This window comes from Paraburkholderia sp. RAU2J (assembly GCF_003634845.1).
In the GTDB taxonomy this organism is placed as follows: Bacteria; Pseudomonadota; Gammaproteobacteria; order Burkholderiales; family Burkholderiaceae; genus Paraburkholderia; species Paraburkholderia fynbosensis.
This window is the reverse complement of record NZ_RBXG01000001.1, coordinates 3,251,208-3,268,181: the sequence shown is the minus strand read 5'-3', so window position 1 is coordinate 3,268,181 and position 16,974 is coordinate 3,251,208. Positions and strand designations below refer to the sequence as shown.

Genomic DNA, 16,974 nt, shown 5'->3' with positions numbered 1-16,974 from the left:
CCGTCCGGGCTTGCCGTCTATCACGCAAAAATCCGCCGCCGCCGCGCATCTTGGTAGGATTGCGCCTTTCCCGGCAGACGGTAGCAAGCGTGAAGCGCCTCATCCCCTCGTTTCTGGCGGCCCTCGACAAAGGGCTGACCTGCATCAACCCGCACGTCGCGCAGGCGCTATGGCACCTGCGCCATCCTACCCGCCGCGGCGTGGCGTGGGCGTGCGCCGCGCTGCCGGTGCTGCTGCTCCTGTATGTGCTGCTGCTGATTCCGTTCACGCCGGGCATCGGCGACATCCGCAAGGCGAAGATCGAGCAGCCGGCGCGGATTCTCTCGGCCGACGGCAAGCTGCTCGCCGAGTTCAAGCCGTCCAATCGCGAGTGGGTCAAGCTCAAGGACATCTCGCCGAACGTGGTGAGCGCGCTGATCGCGACCGAAGATCACCGCTTCTATCAGCATTTCGGCCTCGACTGGCGGCGCACCGCATCGGCCGCGCTGCATACGTTTTCCGGCGACCGCCAGGGCGGCTCGACCATCACGCAGCAGCTCGCGCGCAATCTCTATCCGGACGAGATCGGCCGCGCGCCGACCCTCACGCGCAAGCTCAAGGAAGCGATCACGGCGTTCAAGATCGAAGCGCTCTACAGCAAGGACGAGATTCTCGAAACCTATCTGAACACGGTGCCGTTCCTGTACAACGCGTACGGCATCGAGATGGCGGCGCGCACCTATTTCGACAAGTCGGCGTCCGACCTGAACGTGCTGGAAAGCGCGACGCTCACCGGCATGCTCAAGGGCAACAGCTATTACAACCCGGTGCTGAACCCGGAGCGCGCGCTGGATCGCCGCAATACGGTGCTCGCGCAGATGGTCAAGTACGGCAAGCTGACGCCCGCCGCCTATGAGACGCTCAAGCGCCGGCCGTTGCGCATCGATTTCGAGCGTCAGACCGAGCCGCCCGGACCCGCGCCGCACTTCGCGCAGCAACTGCGCAAGTGGCTTGCGGCATGGGCCGATCGCAACGACTACAACATCTACTCCGATGGCCTCGTGGTGCGCACCACCATCGATTCGCGCTTGCAGAACATGGCGACCCAGGCGGTGACGCTGCAGGGCAACCAGTTGCAGGGCATCGCGAACTCGGCGTGGGGTACGCGCTCGGGATGTTCGAACGGCCGGGACCTGCTGCAGACTTTCCTGCGCGAGACGCCCGAATTCCGCGCCGCGAAAGACGCGGGCCTGAGCGATGACGACGCGCTCAAGCGCGTCGCATCCGATCACGATCTGGTGAAGTCGGTCTGCGAGACGAAAACGCGCGTGCAGGCCGACTTCCTCGCGATGGACCCGCGCAACGGGCAGATCAGGGCATGGGTCGGCAGCCGCGACTTCAGCCAGGACCCGTTCGACCACGTCCAGCAGGCGCGCCGTCAGCCGGGCTCGACTTTCAAGCCGTTCGTCTACGCGGCGGCCTTCGAGGCGGGCGCCAAACCGTCCGATACGCTGGTCGACAAACCCGTCGAAATTCCGCTGGCGGGCGGCGAGGTCTGGCGTCCGAGCGACGAGGACGAACCGAGCGAGCGTGCCATCAGCCTGCGCGACGCGCTCGCGTTTTCGCGTAACCGCATCACCGCGCAGGTGATGGAGACGGTCGGCCCGAACAAGGTCGCGCGCCTCGCCCGCGCGATGGGCGTGCGCGACAGCGAACTCGACCCGGTGCCGTCGCTCGCGCTCGGCACGAGCCCGGTGACGCTCAAGGAAATGGTGTCGGCCTACGGCACGATCGCCAACCTCGGCGGCTATGTCGAGCCGGTGATGGTCACCCGCGTCGAGGATCGCAACGGCGAGGTGCTGGCCGATTTCGCGCCGGCGCCGCCCCGCCAGGAACTGCCCGCCGATGCCGCCCGCACGCTGGTCGACGTGATGCGCGACGTCGTGAGCCGCGGCACCGGTTCGAGCATCCGCGGCCGCTTCGGCGTGCGCGGCGACGTCGCGGGCAAGACGGGTACGACCCAAGGCAACGCGGACGGCTGGTTCATCCTGATTCATCCGCAACTGGTGGCGGGCGCGTGGGTGGGCTTCAACGACAGCCGGGTCACCTTGCGCAGCGATTACTGGGGGCAGGGGGCGCATAGCGCGCTGCCGATCGTCGGCGACTTCTTCCAGCGCGCGCAACGCTCGCGGCTGGTCGACACGCATGTCAAGTTCGATACGGCGCAGGAACCGGGCTGGTTCGCCGAACGCACCGGCCGCTTGCGTGAGTGGCTCCAGCAGTGGTTGGCGGCGTCGCCGGCCAAACGGGAGAAGCCGGTTGCGCCGCGCAGTCCGGTGCGCCGGGCGCCGGTTGAAACCGTTGCGCCTCAGGCGTCGGCGGCGTCCGCCGTGTCGGAGACCGTGGTCGAGCCGCGCGATTTGCCGCCGCTGCTGCAAGCGCCGGGTTCGACGCCGGTGCCCGCGAGCGGGGCGGTCGACGGTGAAGCGCGCGGCGGCGGTGCGCCGGCCATTGCGCCGACGCCCACGCCGGACGATGTCGTGCCGCCGGACTCAGATAGCGCGCCCAGCGAAGGGGCCGCGACAAACGGCGGCACGGCGCACTGAGACTGGAGGAGGCCGCAGCGGGCCTCGGTCCTCGCGGTGCGGCGGCTGTGGTGCGAGCGGAGTATGAGCGTGTCGAGCGTGTCGCTGAGCGAGGCTTCGGTTCCAGTGTTGTGGCCGCTGCCGCCCAAGCTCCCCAAAGGCACCGGTGCGGCCGGCGCGCTCGCGTTGATCAATACGCTCGGGCAGCGCGGCAGGGTCACGAGTCTTTGGCGCCGCAGCACGGTCGTCTCGCCCCAGCGTGGCCGCTTCCGCTCACGCGTCGCGTGGCGTTGCCCTCAGGCCGGGGCTATCCCGTGCTTCGTGCGCTGCGCGATTGCCCCATCGCGCCGCATCTCTGCCGCATCTCTGCCGCACGATCCGCCGCTAAGATTGCGCCACATTGGCACCGCCCGCCGCGCGCGAATCCGGCAGCCCGGATGCCGACGCTTCGAGCGACGCATCATGATGCAGCAGCAACACCGCCGCTACCCCCACGAGCCCCGCGCCCGAGAGGCACAGCAAACCCGCGCCGAAGCCGCCGGTGCTGTCCTTGATCCAGCCCATCGCGAACGGTCCGAAGAATCCCGCCAGATTGCCGAGCGAGTTGATCGCGGCAATCCCGCCCGCTGCCGCCGCGCCCGACAGGAATGCGGCAGGCAACGTCCAGATCACCGGCAGGCAGCCGAAGATGCCGAACCCGGCGATCGACAAGGCGATCATCTTCTGCACCGGATTGTCGAGCCCGGCCGCCGCCGCAATGCCGCCGGCCGCGACCAGCAGCGCGATCGCGACGTGCCATCGGCGTTCGAGCTTGTGGTCCGAATGCCGCCCCCACACCACCATGCTGATCACGCCGACGATATACGGCAGCGACGTCACGAAGCCCGTCTGCAAGTTGGTGAGACCGAAGGACTTGACGATCTGCGGCAGGAAGAAGCTCAGCCCGTAATTGGTCGCGTTCGCGCCGAAGTAGATGAGGGCGATGGCAAGCACGCGCGGATTGATCAGCGCTTCCTTCACGCTGAAGGCGCGCACGGCTTCGCGATGCTCGCGCTCCTGCTTCTGGCGCGCGACCAGCCAGTCGCGTTCTTCGGCGGCGAGCCAGGTGGCGTCGGCGGGCCGGTCCGTCAGATAGAGCAGCACCGCAAGCGAAAGTAACACAGCGGGCAGCGCCTCGATCAGATACACCCACTGCCAGCCGGCGAGTCCGCCGTGGCCGTCCAGCGACAGCAACGCGCCGGAAATCGGCCCGCCGATCACCGTGGACAGCGGAATCGCCGCCATGAAATAGCCGACCACGCGGCCGCGATAGGCGGCCGGGAACCACAACGTGAGCAAGAAAATGATGCCGGGAAAGAAGCCCGCTTCGGCCACGCCCAGCAGAATACGCAGGCCATAAAAGACATGCGCGGGCGATAGTCCGGTGTAGCGCGATATATCGGGGATGAACGCCATGGCGCCCGCGAGAATGCCCCACGTGAACATGATCCGCGCGATCCAGCGGCGCGCGCCGAAGCGTTCGAGCAGCAGGTTGGACGGCACTTCGAAGAAAAAATACGCGATGAAGAAGACCCCCGCGCCGAAACCGAACGCACTGGCCGACAGGTCGAGCGCCTTGTTCATCTGCAACGCGGCAAAGCCCACGTTGACGCGATCGAGATACGCGACGAAATAGCAAAGAATCAGGAACGGCACGAGCCGAACCGTGACGTGTTTCAGGGTGCGTGCTTCGAGCTCCATCGATGCCTCCTCCGGTTCACTTCCGGTTTCGTTTGAACGGTGTCGTTACAGACTAGGCGCTCAAGTGCGTTTGCGGAAGGCTTTTACACATGCCGTGATGTCGGAACGAGGCAGCAACGAATGTGCCGCGATGACAAAAGGGAACGTGCCCGGAAGGAAATGGCGCGTAGATGCGCGCCGCAACGTTTCGAAAGATTGTTTATACGCGCGTAACAGTGTTTTCAGGTGGCGAGGCTGATCTCCTGCATGCGATTGCGGATAATTACCTTTGGTAATCCGCTAGAAAAAGTACAGGTATCACATGGCCCTCCATCATTCCTTTCGACTACTTGAATCCAACCAACGCGTGCGCGGTTTGATCGCAGCCGTGCTCGTGTGTGCGAGCCTCGTGGGCTGCACATCGACGAGCGACGTCGTCGCCAGCGACAAGCCCGGCACTTATACGGTCGCGGCCAGCGCGACAGGCGGGCGCATGGCATGGGCGCGCGCGCACGAACATGCGGTGAACGAAGCGCGCGACTATTGTGAGCGTCGCGGAATGCAAAGCAGCGTCACGACGGAAACCGTCAGCGGTGTGCAGGTGATGTCGGAGCACGCGTCGTCGGTCAATTTCGAGTGCCATCCGAAGTTCTAGTGCGAAGCGGGCAGGGGCGCGAAATGCGCTCGCCGCTTTTCGTGGATGCACGTGTGTGTCTACGTGAGCGTTGAACCACTGGGCCGCGGCAGCATTTACAAACCGCGAACCCATCGACGCGTGTGTTCGAAAGCCGCACGCCGGCTTTACCGAACCCTTCCTATGACACATGCGGCCGCGACGCGCGATAACTCATAGACGCATCGCAACCGCGACAACCCTCGCGGCAGCACCGGACGCCGCACTGCCTCGTTCGCTCCGCTCACCATACCCGACGGAAAAAATGCCGACAGGCGGCTTCGACGCGTCAACGGCGCCGGCCGCCCGCGTGGCGGCAACGAGGCCCCGCTACCACGCCATCACTTCTTGTCGAACGTGACGAGGTTTTTGTCGTTTGTATCCGCCACGAAAATGGCGAGCAGCTTTGCCGGTTCGCTCGCGCTCGCGTTTTCGCTGACCGTGTGATGGACGCCGGGCTGCTCGGTCCAGTGTTCGCCCGCGTGATAGACGCGCTCTTCGCCATTGTCGACTCGGCTGCGGATCGCGCCCGACAGCACATAGCCGACCACGAAAGCCTGGCCATGCCAATGCGACGGCGATTTGCCGCCCGGCGCGTAGTCGACCACCGGCGTGGTCATCGTCTTGCCCGGCACGTTCGCAATCGCTTCGGCGAAAGCGGGCGTGATCGTTTCGCGCGCGCTGGTATCGGAGGCGAACACGGACTGCGAAGCGCCGATGATCGAGAATCCCGCCAAAGTCGCCGCGATAAGGGCGCGAATCTTCATTGCGTTTACTCCTGACAAAGCCTCATGACTTCATTGTTCGGATCGGCGGCGCGAGCGTGCGGGGTCGCGTGAACCTGCTTCGCCCAATTTGCCGCTACCTCGGCCAATTCCGTGCGCGCCCGCTCGAGTGCGCCCGCGCGCGCCTCGCGGTTCGCAAACTGCAGCGGCTGCGCATCGACGAAAGTCGGACTCGCGACACCGAGGAGCCCAAAGCCGCTTTCAACGCCGGCGTGAGCGCATCCATCGATTCGTAGGGCGAGCCCGCGCGCAAGTCCGCGCCACGGCTCGTGATGAACAGCGCCTTCTGGCGCACGAGTTGCCCGATGGTGTGGCCATCTTCTGAATGCACGTAGGTGAGGCCGGTGCGCGTGACGCTGTCGACGTACGCTTTGAATGCGGAGGGCATCGACCAGTTGTACATCGGCATTGCGAAAACGAGCGCATCGGCGGCGAGCAGCCGCTCGCACAGCGCATCCGATGCCGCCAGCGTCGCCTTCATCGCCGCCGTACGTTCGTGGGCGGGGGTGTAGGTCGCGATCGCGAAAGCTTCGGTGACGTGCGGCGGGGTATCGACCGTGACGTCCAGGTAGTCGACTTCGAGGTCCACGCGCTCTTCGCGCAGGCGTTCCAGAAAATAGCGGCTCAATGCGCGGCAGTTGGAGCGCTCGCGTTTCGCGCTGGCGTCGACGTGCATGATCTTCATGAATTCCGTCCTTCCGTTGATGATTGACCTGAGTGCAGATTAAAGGCTCGACTGGCTTGATGAAATGACCGGTTTTGGCTAATCCAAGGTGACCACTTGGAGCGCTACCCGACCCCGAAATAGGCCGCGCTATGAAACACTGAAGTATCCGAATCAACTTTGACAATATCTGACTTTGCAGATAAAGTACCGCTCACCCACCAGGAGGCCACGATGAACCACTACTCGCCGGATAGCTTCAGCCTCACGCAGAGCGTGGGCTTTTCGATCAGCAAAGCGCGTAATCTGCTCGTGACCGAAATGGATGCCGCGCTCAAGGAACTCGACATCACCACACAGCAAATGGGCATTGTGCTGTCGATGCGGCGAGGCGTCGCCGCCACGCCGTTCGAGTTGTCGAAGCTGCTCGGCATCGACACCGGCCTGATGACGCGCATGCTCGACAAGCTGGAAGCGAAGGGTTTGCTGGAGCGCTCGCGCAGCATCGAAGACCGCCGCGTCGTCAATCTGAAGCTGACGAAGGAGGGCGAAGCGGTCGCCGCGCAGGTACCGGAGATCGTCCCGGTTGTGCTGAACCGGCGTCTGAGGAAATTCACGAAGGCCGAATTCGAAGAACTGCGCCGCTTGCTGAACAAGTTTCTCGCGGATTAGGCGCAACGCCGGCGAAGACGCAGGCGAGGGCACTCAAAGACGCACAGCGCTGTGCAATCTCGCAGCGATTTTTCTCACCCATTTATCTGACAGGTCAGAAAATGAAAACACAGTTATTTGAGCCGGCAGCCCGGTCGCGAGTCGCGAAGGCTGGTGTGACGGTGATCTTCGCGGCCGTGCTATCGGCTTGCGCGAACTACGCCGGCATCTCGAGCGACAGGCAGATGGCCGAGCCGCAGACCTACGCGACTCAGCAAAGCATTCCGCAGGACAACGGTCATTGGCCGGCCGCCGATTGGGCCGACCAGTTCGGCGATGCGCAACTGAAGGCCTTGCTCGCCGAAGCGCTGAAGGGTAATCCGTCGATCGAGCAGGCCCGCGCCCGGGTCGCCGCCGCGGCCGCCTACAGCGACACCGCGAAGGCCGCCACGATGCCGCAGGTCGGCGCGACATACTCGTTCACGCGGCAACAGTTTTCGAGCACCGCGCTCGTGCCGCCGCCATATGGCGGTTCATGGCAATCGGAAAACAAGGGACTGCTGTCCGCCTCGTACGATCTCGATCTGTGGGGGAAGAATCGCGAAGCGCTAAAGGCGTCGCTGTCGCAACTGCAGGCAAGCCAGGCCGACGCGGAAGTCGTCAGGCTGACGCTCACGTCGTCGATGGCGCGTGCGTATAACCAGTTGGCGCGCCTCTATGCGTTGCGCGACATCGCGCAGCAGGAGATCACGCAACGCGAACAGATCGACCGCATCACCGCGGGGCGCATTGCCAGCGGTCTCGACACGCAAGTGGAACGCAAGACGGCGCAGGCCAATCTCGCCACCAGCCGCACGTCGCTGGCCGCGCTCGACGGCAGCATCGTCACGACCCGCTATCAACTGGCGGCATTGCTCGGCGCCGGGCCGGATCGCGGTCTCGCGATTACGCGGCCGGCGCTCGGCGTCGGCGATGAAGTGCGTCTGCCGGAGAACCTGCCCGCCGATCTGGTGAGCCGGCGTCCCGACCTGGTCGCCGCGAAATGGCGCGTCGATGCGCTCACGCATGACGTGAAGGAAGCCAAGGCCGAGTTCTATCCCGACATCAATCTGAGCGCGGCGATCGGCCTCGACGCATTCGGCTTCGGCCGTTTTCTGACTGCGGCGAGCCGCACCGCGTCGGTCGGCCCGGCGATTCATCTGCCGATCTTCGACGGCGGGCAGTTGCGCGCGCAATTGAAGGGCCGCTACGCCGAGTTCGACTATGCGGTCGCCACCTACAACCAGACGCTCGTCACCGCGCTCTCGGAAGTCGCGACGCAGCTCGCGCAAATCCGCTCGACCGACCAGCAACTCGTCGACGCCCAGGCCGCGCAGGACGCCGCCCGCGGCGCCGACCAGCTGGCGCTCACGCAGTACAAGGCCGGTCTCGCCAATCAGCTGACGGTGCTCAACGCCGACACCACCGCGCTCTCCGCCGACCAACAGGTCGCCAATCTCAGGATGAACCGGCGCGATCAGCAGATTGCCCTGGCCGTCGCACTCGGCGGCGGCTATGCCGACAACGCCGATGTCGCGAATCTGGCCGCGCCATCGGCAGCGGCCGCATCGGCGGCAAATACTCAACCCGTCGTCGCCGCGCATTGAAACGCCATCGCGACAATTCCAGATCTGTCAGGAGCCCCATCATGAGCGAAACGATCGACACCGCCCGCGCGAGCGCGAAACCGGACCCGGTCCCCGAAACGCAACAGCCCCGCACGAAGCGCAAGCTGCTGCTCACGCTGCTCGCCACGACCGTCGTGGTGGCGGGCGCGGCTTACGGCGCGTACTACTTCACCGTGGGCCAGTACCACCAGTCCACCGACGATGCGTACGTCAGCGGCAACCTCGTACAACTGACGCCGCAAGTGAGCGGCACGGTCGTCGCGGTGAACGCCGACGACACGCAGATCGTCAAGCAGGGCGCGCCGCTCGTCACGCTGGACAACGCCGACGCGAAGATCGCGCTGGCCGACGCGCAAGCGTCGCTTGGCCAGACCGTGCGCCAGGTCAGCGGCCTCTACGTGAACAACGACTTCTACGCGGCCACCGTCGCGCAACGCCAGTCGGACCTCGCGCGTGCGAACGATGACCTGAAGCGCCGGCTGACCGTGGTCGAAACGGGCGCGGTGTCCGGCGAGGAAATCGCCCATGCCCGCGACGCGGTCAGCTCCGCCCAGGCCGCGCTCGACGCCGCGCGCCAGCAGGCCGAGGCCAACCACGCGCTGACCGATCGCACGTCGATCGAACAGCATCCGAACGTGCAGGCCGCCGCCACGAAAGTGCGCGACGCCTATCTGAACTACGCGCGAAACACGTTGCCCGCGCCGGTGACCGGCTACGTCGCGCGGCGCTCGGTGCAGGTCGGCCAGCGCGTCGCTCCGGGCACGCCGCTGATGGCGATCGTGCCGCTCGACGGCGTCTGGGTGGATGCGAACTTCAAGGAAGGCCAGCTCAAGCACATGCGCATCGGCCAACCCGTCACGCTCACCGCCGACGTGTACGGCTCGGGCGTCAAGTATCACGGCCGGGTGGTGGGCTTTTCGGCCGGGACAGGCGCCGCGTTCGCGGTGCTGCCCGCGCAGAACGCCACCGGCAACTGGATCAAGGTCGTGCAGCGGCTGCCGGCGCGCATCCAGCTCGACCAAGGCGAACTGAACGCGCATCCGCTGCGCATCGGACTCTCGATGCAGGTCGACGTCGACACGCGCGAAGAGTCGGGCGCGCAGCTTGGCGCGGCGGCCGGCACCACGTATCGCACGGATGTGTTCGCGCAGTACGGCGCCGATGCGGATGCGGAAATCGCCCGGATCATCGCGCAGAACATGCCGGCCACGCGCGAGATGGCGGCGAGCACGACGCAAAAGAACGCGACGCAAAAGCACACAACGCGCAACGCGCGCTGAAGCGGCAGCAGCCGTGCAGGCGGGTTTTTTCGCGCAATTAACTGATAAGTCAGATAGTTTTATCTTCCTCGACAGGTGATGACATGAATGGATCGGGCAACGCAGCGACGCTGCCGCCATTGACAGGCGGCAAGCTCGTACTGGCCACGCTTGCCGTGGCGCTGGCCACGTTTATGAACGTGCTGGATTCGTCGATCGCGAACGTGGCGATTCCGACGATCGCCGGCAACCTGGGCGTGTCGGTCGACGAGGGCACGTGGGTGATCACGCTGTTCGCGGCCGCCAACGCGATCGCGATTCCCTTGACCGGCTGGCTCACGCAACGCGTCGGGCAGATCAAGCTGTTCGTGTGGGCGATCCTGCTGTTCGTGCTGTCGTCGTGGCTGTGTGGCATCGCGCCGAATCTGCCGGTACTGCTCGCCGCGCGGATCCTGCAAGGCGCAGTGGCGGGCCCGCTGATTCCGCTGTCGCAAGCGATCCTGCTCGGTTCGTATCCGAAGGAAAAAAGCTCGCATGCGCTGGCGCTGTGGGCGATGACCGCGACCGTCGGGCCGATCGCCGGCCCGGCGCTCGGTGGCTGGATCACCGACAGCTATTCGTGGTCGTGGATTTTCTACATCAACATTCCGGTGGGCCTGTTCGCGGCCGGCGTGACGTGGGCGATCTATCGCACTCGCGAAACCCCGACGCGGCGTCTGCCGATCGACAAGATCGGGCTGATCTCGCTGATCGCATGGGTCGGTTCGCTGCAGATCATGCTCGACAAAGGCAAGGACCTCGACTGGTTCAATTCGCCGGTAATCGTCGCGTTGACGGTGTTCGCGGCAATCAGCTTCGCGTTTTTCGTGATCTGGGAGTTGACCGAAAAAAATCCGATCGTCGATCTGAGATTGTTCGGAAAACGAAATTTCCTCGGCGGCACGATTGCGATTTCAGTCGCGTATGCGGTGTTTTTCTCGAACCTCGTGCTGTTGCCGCAATGGATGCAGGGCTACCTGAACTACCGTTCCGTGGATGCCGGTCTCGCGACCGCGCCGCTCGGCATCTTCTCGGTGGTGCTCGCGCCGGTGATCGCAAAGCTGCTGCCGAAGTCGGACGCGCGGGTATTGGCAACGCTGGCGTTCGTCGGCTTCGCGGCGGTGTTTTTCATGCGCTCGCACTACACGACGGGCGTGGATACGTGGACGCTCGTCTTGCCGACCCTGCTGCAAGGATTCCCGACCGCGTTCTTCTTCGTGCCGCTCACCGCGATCATTCTGTCCGGCCTTTCCGCGGACAGGATTCCGGCGGCGGCAGGGCTGTCGAATTTCGTGCGGGTGTTTGCCGGGGCGGTGGGGACGTCACTGGCATCGACCGGATGGAACAACCGCACGATCATGCATCACGCGCGGCTCGCCGAGCAGACGAGTGTCGACAATCCGACCTTCACATCCGCGCTGACTTCGCTGCACGGTTCGCTGGGCGGTAGCCCGGCTCAGGCGATGGCGTACTTCGAACACTCGCTGAACACGCAGGCGGCGATGCTTGGCCTGAACGATATCTTCTGGCTGTCGGCGGTGATCTTCGTGTTGATCATTCCGCTAATCTGGGTGACGAAGCCCGATCACGCGAGCGCGTCGGCAGCGGCCGGGGCGGGCGGACACTGAATGGACGGAAAAGCGGGCGGATTCATGGGCGTCGGCTGAAGTGCGCACAGCGCACGCGTCGAAATTCTGAATGCCGCCGTGATTGCATCCACTGCTGGGCGGCGTTCATCGCTTGTCGCCTGGCGGGCGTTTGACGAACGGCCCACCCGAAAAACCGACCGACCCACGCGCCTGAGGCTCGGCCTTCGCGCGGGAACGGCGAGCATGGCGTCCAGCGGCGGGCTCGGTGCGCGCCGTTTCCAGTCGGCGCGACATCGTTTCAAGACGCTGGCGAAGCAGGTCAGTCGAGGCAATCCGCTCAACGAGCAACGTATCCTTTTCTGCCAGCTGCGCATCGATCGCCGCACATCGCGATTTCGCCGCAGCCAGTTCGGCCTTCGCGGTGGCGAGCCCATCGCGCAAGGCGTCGCGCTCCGAGCGATGTTCGGTCTCCAGTGACGCGATCCGTTCATTGGCTGCTTGCAGTTCCTTGCGCGCGCGGCTGGCCGCCGCCCGTTCGCTCTCGATTTCAAGCAAGGCCCGCTTTTCGGTCGCCGCCAGTCGCTGTTCGTTCAGATCGTGCGACTGACGCAGTTTGGCCAATTCCTCGGCGAAGTCGCGTCGTGCGTCCGCCAGTGCGGCTGTGCCTGCCGAGATTTCGTCCTTCGAGACAGCCAGTTGCCTGCTCAGCATGTCGTTGGCGGTTTGCAGTTCGACGAGGCGCGCTTCAAGCCCGCTGATCTGCTGGCCCAGCGCGGCGGCGCTGCTGGCGGCCCGATCGGCTTTCAGCGCCGCGTCATTGCGCTGCGCTTCCATGTCCTGCGCTTGCCGGCGAGCGGCGGCGATGTCCGACTGCGCGTCCTGCCTGAATACGTCCAGCGCGGCCGTGGCTGCGTCGCTCGACAGTCGCCACAGGTTGGCGGCCAGTTCGCCCGCCGCCTTGGCGACCTCGGGCGGCAAGTCCGGACGGCCGACGTCGACGCGGGTCTTTTCGCGCACTTCGACCCAGAAGTCGCGCAGCGCCTTGGCCGGCGCGCTCATGCTGCCTTTGCGCACCAGCTGGTAGAGCCGGTTGGCGGTCGGCGTTTCGCCGTACCGGAAGAACATCAGCGCGCAAACCTCGCGATACAGCGCTTGCGTGTCGGCGGCGTGTTCCCGAACGGCTTCGATGTCGGATTCGAGTGTCATGGGCGCGGGACAACACCAAAGGAAGGAATGTGTTGATAATACAACGTATATTTCAAGCAATGCTACATTTTCGCATTTCAAACACGACATTAGTACTATAATGTCGTGTATTATCTATAGTCGACTGATTTGGCGTTTTCCTTGCAATCTGGAGCCCTCAAACCGTGCCCAATGCCCAACTAGCCACCGTGCAGCCCGTCGAATCGCTCGCCGTGCCGGAAAGTCTCGATGGCCGCGACGGCACCAATCGCGGCGCGATCGAGAATTCCCAGCTCTCGGCCCGCAACGATCTGGATGCCGTGCGCGCATGGCTGTCGAATTACGCCGACACGAAAACCACCTTCGACAACTACCGTAAGGAAGCCGAGCGGCTGCTGCTGTGGGCGGTCGTGCAACTGGGCAAGCCGCTGTCGTCGCTGACGCACGAGGATCTGCTGGGGTTCAAAACGTTTCTCGCGGATCCACAGCCCGCCAGCCGTTGGGTATCGGCCAACGGCGGAAAATATCCGCGCGGCGACGAGCGCTGGCGGCCGTTCAACGGGCCGCTGTCGCCGGCCAGCCAGCGGCAGGCGCTGATCATCCTGAACGCGATGTTCACGTGGCTGGTCAACGCCGGCTACCTGCGCGGCAATCCGATGGCCTTGCTGCGGCAACGGGCCAAACGCTCCGCGCCGCGCGTCACGCGCTATCTGTCGACGTCGCTCTGGGACGAAGTGAAGCTCTTCGTCGAACAACTGCCGCAGGACACCGACGCGCAACGCGCCTACTACGCACGCTGCCGCTGGCTGACCACGCTGTTCTATCTGCAGGGCATGCGAATTTCCGAAGTCGCCGGCGGCCAGATGGGCAGCTTTTTTCGCAGGCTCGGCGCGGACGGCAAAGATCAATGGTGGCTGGAAACGCTGGGCAAGGGCGATAAGGAGCGGATCGTCCCCGTCTCGGTCGAACTGGTCGAGGAGTTACGCAGCTACCGGACCCAGAATGGTCTCGCCGCCCTGCCCACCCGCTCCGAGGAAACGCCGCTCGTGATTCGGTTCAAGGGCAGAAACCGCTGTCTGTCGCGCTCCGCGATCCATGACGCGATCAAGGGCATTTTCAGCGGCGCGGCGTCGTGGCTGCGCGCGCGAGGTCCGGAGTTCGCCGATCGCGCCGATGAACTCGAACGGGCGTCGGCTCACTGGCTGCGCCACACCGCAGGCTCCCATCAAGCCGATGGGGGCGTCGACCTGCGCACCATCCGCGACAACCTCGGACACGTGTCGCTCAATACAACGAGTCTTTATCTGCACACGGAAGATGACGCGCGGCACAAGGAAACCGTTAATCGTCACCGAATGAATTGGGATGCGGGCACGCGCAAAGACGATGAATCGGGCAATGCGCAATGACGCGCGATTGTGTGACGGGAGAGCGGCTTTAGACGAGTCCGCCGACCTCGCAACAACCCGCCAATCTCGCCCGATTGCCCGCTAGAATGGCCGCCTTTGCCCGCGTCGGGCGCGCCGCGAGGCAAAATACGGCTTTTGCGCGCGTCGCACGCGCCGCGATTGCCGCTGAATCACCACCGGCTGCAAGCTTGCCGCCGGCCTTCGCAAACCTGCACGACGGCGGCCTGATCAGGCCCAGCCAGGTCTACGCGGCCCGTCGCGTGCGGCGCAGCCAGGACAGCTCGTCCTTTAACAGAGCACCTCAGGAGCATATATGACCGATTCGAACCCGTCCTTCCTCGGCAGGATTTCACTTGCCGTCGGCACGTTTTTCAGCATTCTTGGCGATGGCGAATTCGCCGCCGGCGTGCTGCGTCTGCGTAGAGGCGAAACCCTGGGCAAAACCGCGGGCGAAACCGTGGGCGCAAGCGCGCCGACGCAGACACCGACCCCGGCTCCCGCGCCGCAACCCGCCCCCACGCTGAAAGAAGCCAGTCCCGACGCCGCGCTGCAACTGCTCGGCCTGCTGCAACGCGACGCGCGCTTCATCGATTTCGTCGAAGAAGACATCAAGAACTACAGCGACGCCGACATCGGCGCCGCCGCGCGCCTCGTCCACGACGGCTGCCGCGCGACGCTGCGCGAGCATTTCACGATCCGCCCGGTGCGCGACGAAGCCGAAGGCGCGCGCGTCACGCTCGTCGAAGGTTTCGACGCGAGCTCGATCCGCCTGACCGGCAATGTCGTCGGAAAAGCGCCGTTCAACGGCAGCGTCAGCCATCGCGGCTGGCGCGTCGACGAGGTTCGTCTGCCGAAACTCGCGCAGAGCCACAACGCCAAGGTCATCGCACCGGCGGAGGTGGAACTGTGAGCGACGCACGCTATTCGATCGGCATCGACCTCGGCACTACGCACTGCGCGCTGTCCTATGTGGACACGAGCGCGAGCGACGGCGAAAAAACCGCCCAGGGCGTGCTGCCGATCGCCCAACTGACCGGCCCCGGCGCCATCGATAACCTCGATTTGCTGCCCTCCTTCCTCTATCTGCCGCATCCGGACGAACTGGCCTCGGGCGATCTCTATCTGCCCTGGACTGGCCAGCGCGAGTTCGCGGTCGGCGAGTTCGCCCGCAGCCGCGGCGCGGCCACGCCGATCCGGCTCGTGTCGAGCGCGAAGAGCTGGCTGTGCCATCCGGGCGTCGATCGCCGCGCGGCGATTCTGCCCAACGACGCACCGCCCGAAGTCGCGCGCGTGTCGCCGCTCGAAAGCTCGGTGCGCTATCTGGCGCACCTGCGCGAAGCCTGGGACCACGCACATCCGGACGCGCCGTTCGCCGACCAGGACATCACGGTGACGATCCCCGCCTCGTTCGATCCGGCCGCGCGCGAGTTGACCGCCGAAGCCGCCGAGGCCGCGGGCTTTGGCCGCATGACGCTGCTCGAGGAACCGCAAGCCGCGCTCTATAGCTGGATTCAGAAGAGCGCCGGCGGCTGGCGCAAGCAGGTCAAGGTCGGCGACATCATCCTCGTGGTCGACGTGGGCGGCGGCACGACCGACCTCTCGCTGATCGCGGTGATCGAGCGCGACGGCAATCTCGAACTGCATCGCATCGCGGTCGGCGAACACATCCTGCTCGGCGGCGACAACATGGACCTCGCGCTCGCGCACGTGGTCGCGCGCAAGCTCGCGGCCCAAGGCACCCAGGCCGACGCGTGGCAACTGCGCGCCCTCACCTACGCGTGCCGCTCGGCCAAGGAAACGCTGCTCAGCGACCCCGCCACCGATGCCGTGCCGCTCGTCGTGCCGAGCCGCGGCTCGAAGCTGATCGGCGGCTCGATCCGCACCGAACTGACGCGCGCGGAGTTGACGCAGACGATCCTCGAAGGCTTCTTCCCACAGGTGGACAGCGCGGCGCGGCCGGTCAGCCGCGCGCGCGTCGGTCTGACGCAACTCGGCTTGCCGTACGCGCAGGACGCGGGCATCACGCGGCATCTGGCGGCGTTCCTCGGCCGTCAGGTCGGCGCGCTCGCCGAAATCGAAGGCTTGCGCGATCACGCGGTCGAAGGCGCGAGCTTCCTGCACCCCACCGCCGTGCTGTTCAACGGCGGCGTGTTCAAGTCGCCGCTGCTGGTCGAGCGCATCATGGGCACGCTCAACCAATGGCTCACGGCGGAAGGCGCGGCGCCGGCGCGCCTGCTCGAAGGCGCGGACCTCGATCTCGCGGTCGCGCGCGGCGCGGCCTACTACGGCTACGTGCGACGCGGCCAGGGCGTGCGGATTCGCGGCGGCACCGCGCGCGCGTACTACATCGCGATCGAATCGGCGATGCCGGCCGTGCCCGGGCTCGAGCCGCCGGTGCAGGCGCTGTGCGTCGCGCCGTTCGGCATGGAGGAAGGCACCGAGGCCGAGTTGCCCGCGCAGGAGTTCGGTCTCGTGGTCGGCGAACCGGTCCATTTCCGCTTCTTCGGGTCGTCGGTGCGTCGTCAGGATCAGGTCGGCACGCTGCTCGACTTCTGGGGCCCCGAGGAATTGCAGGAACTCGACGAAATCCAGGCGACGCTGCCTGCCGCCGGCCGTACCGCCGGCGAAGTCGTGCCGGTGAAGCTGCATGCGCGCGTCACCGAAGCGGGCACGCTCGAACTGGAAGCGATGCCGCGCGGCTCCGACGAACGCTGGAAAGTCGAGTTCGACGTGCGCGGCAGCGCGTCGGCATAACGCGCCTGCGTGAGCG

The 16,974-nt window shown here is 65.4% G+C and carries 12 protein-coding genes and 1 pseudogene; 9 read left to right on the top strand and 4 right to left on the bottom strand.

Features of this window, described 5'->3' with window-relative positions; all coding sequences use genetic code 11:
* The first annotated feature begins 89 nt into the window (after positions 1–89).
* A complete protein-coding gene (locus B0G69_RS14920) occupies positions 90–2,585 on the top strand; it encodes a transglycosylase domain-containing protein (protein WP_121318113.1) in 2,496 nt (831 codons plus the stop codon).
* Between the two features lie 363 nt (positions 2,586–2,948).
* On the opposite strand, the gene B0G69_RS14915 is transcribed toward B0G69_RS14920, so the two are convergent.
* Positions 2,949–4,304, bottom strand: coding sequence for an MFS transporter (locus B0G69_RS14915; protein WP_121318111.1), 1,356 nt, complete (start codon positions 4,302–4,304; stop codon positions 2,949–2,951).
* Between the two features lie 301 nt (positions 4,305–4,605).
* Between B0G69_RS14915 and B0G69_RS14910 the strand changes: the two genes are divergently transcribed.
* Positions 4,606–4,938 carry a hypothetical protein gene (locus tag B0G69_RS14910; RefSeq protein WP_121318109.1) on the top strand — a complete coding sequence of 111 codons (333 nt, stop codon included), beginning with the start codon at positions 4,606–4,608 and terminating at the stop codon, positions 4,936–4,938.
* 359 nt (positions 4,939–5,297) lie between these two features.
* On the opposite strand, the gene B0G69_RS14905 is transcribed toward B0G69_RS14910, so the two are convergent.
* The gene (locus B0G69_RS14905; protein WP_121318107.1) at positions 5,298–5,723 is read right to left on the bottom strand and encodes a cupin domain-containing protein; all 426 of its coding nucleotides are present in this window, start codon (positions 5,721–5,723) and stop codon (positions 5,298–5,300) included.
* 5 nt (positions 5,724–5,728) lie between these two features.
* Positions 5,729–6,426: pseudogene (locus tag B0G69_RS14900) on the bottom strand (NAD(P)H-dependent oxidoreductase).
* A 213-nt stretch (positions 6,427–6,639) separates the two neighbouring features.
* On the opposite strand from B0G69_RS14900, the gene B0G69_RS14895 reads away from it, so the two are divergent.
* From B0G69_RS14895 to B0G69_RS14880, 4 genes are all read left to right on the top strand, one after another.
* Positions 6,640–7,077 carry a MarR family transcriptional regulator gene (locus tag B0G69_RS14895; protein WP_121318105.1) on the top strand — a complete coding sequence of 146 codons (438 nt, stop codon included), beginning with the start codon at positions 6,640–6,642 and terminating at the stop codon, positions 7,075–7,077.
* 101 nt (positions 7,078–7,178) lie between these two features.
* Positions 7,179–8,702: an efflux transporter outer membrane subunit gene (locus B0G69_RS14890; protein ID WP_121318103.1), complete on the top strand. Its 1,524-nt coding sequence runs from the start codon at positions 7,179–7,181 to the stop codon at positions 8,700–8,702.
* A gap of 41 nt (positions 8,703–8,743) precedes the next feature.
* The gene (locus B0G69_RS14885) at positions 8,744–10,003 is read left to right on the top strand and encodes an HlyD family efflux transporter periplasmic adaptor subunit (RefSeq protein WP_121318101.1); all 1,260 of its coding nucleotides are present in this window, start codon (positions 8,744–8,746) and stop codon (positions 10,001–10,003) included.
* A gap of 83 nt (positions 10,004–10,086) precedes the next feature.
* Entirely contained in the window at positions 10,087–11,649 is a 1,563-nt protein-coding gene (locus B0G69_RS14880) for a DHA2 family efflux MFS transporter permease subunit (protein ID WP_121318098.1), read from the top strand.
* 105 nt (positions 11,650–11,754) lie between these two features.
* Here B0G69_RS14880 and B0G69_RS14875 read toward each other — a convergent pair whose 3' ends face one another.
* A complete protein-coding gene (locus B0G69_RS14875) occupies positions 11,755–12,876 on the bottom strand; it encodes a DNA-binding protein (protein WP_241991332.1) in 1,122 nt (373 codons plus the stop codon).
* A 104-nt stretch (positions 12,877–12,980) separates the two neighbouring features.
* Between B0G69_RS14875 and B0G69_RS14870 the strand changes: the two genes are divergently transcribed.
* From B0G69_RS14870 to B0G69_RS14860, 3 genes are all read left to right on the top strand, one after another.
* The gene (locus B0G69_RS14870) at positions 12,981–14,204 is read left to right on the top strand and encodes a tyrosine-type recombinase/integrase (protein ID WP_199731218.1); all 1,224 of its coding nucleotides are present in this window, start codon (positions 12,981–12,983) and stop codon (positions 14,202–14,204) included.
* A 313-nt stretch (positions 14,205–14,517) separates the two neighbouring features.
* Complete coding sequence (locus B0G69_RS14865; RefSeq protein ID WP_121318091.1) at positions 14,518–15,114, top strand: DUF2760 domain-containing protein; 597 nt, start codon at positions 14,518–14,520, stop codon at positions 15,112–15,114.
* A complete protein-coding gene (locus tag B0G69_RS14860; RefSeq protein WP_121318089.1) occupies positions 15,111–16,958 on the top strand; it encodes an Hsp70 family protein in 1,848 nt (615 codons plus the stop codon). Before B0G69_RS14865 ends, B0G69_RS14860 begins: the two co-directional genes overlap by 4 nt.
* Positions 16,959–16,974 lie beyond the last annotated feature (16 nt).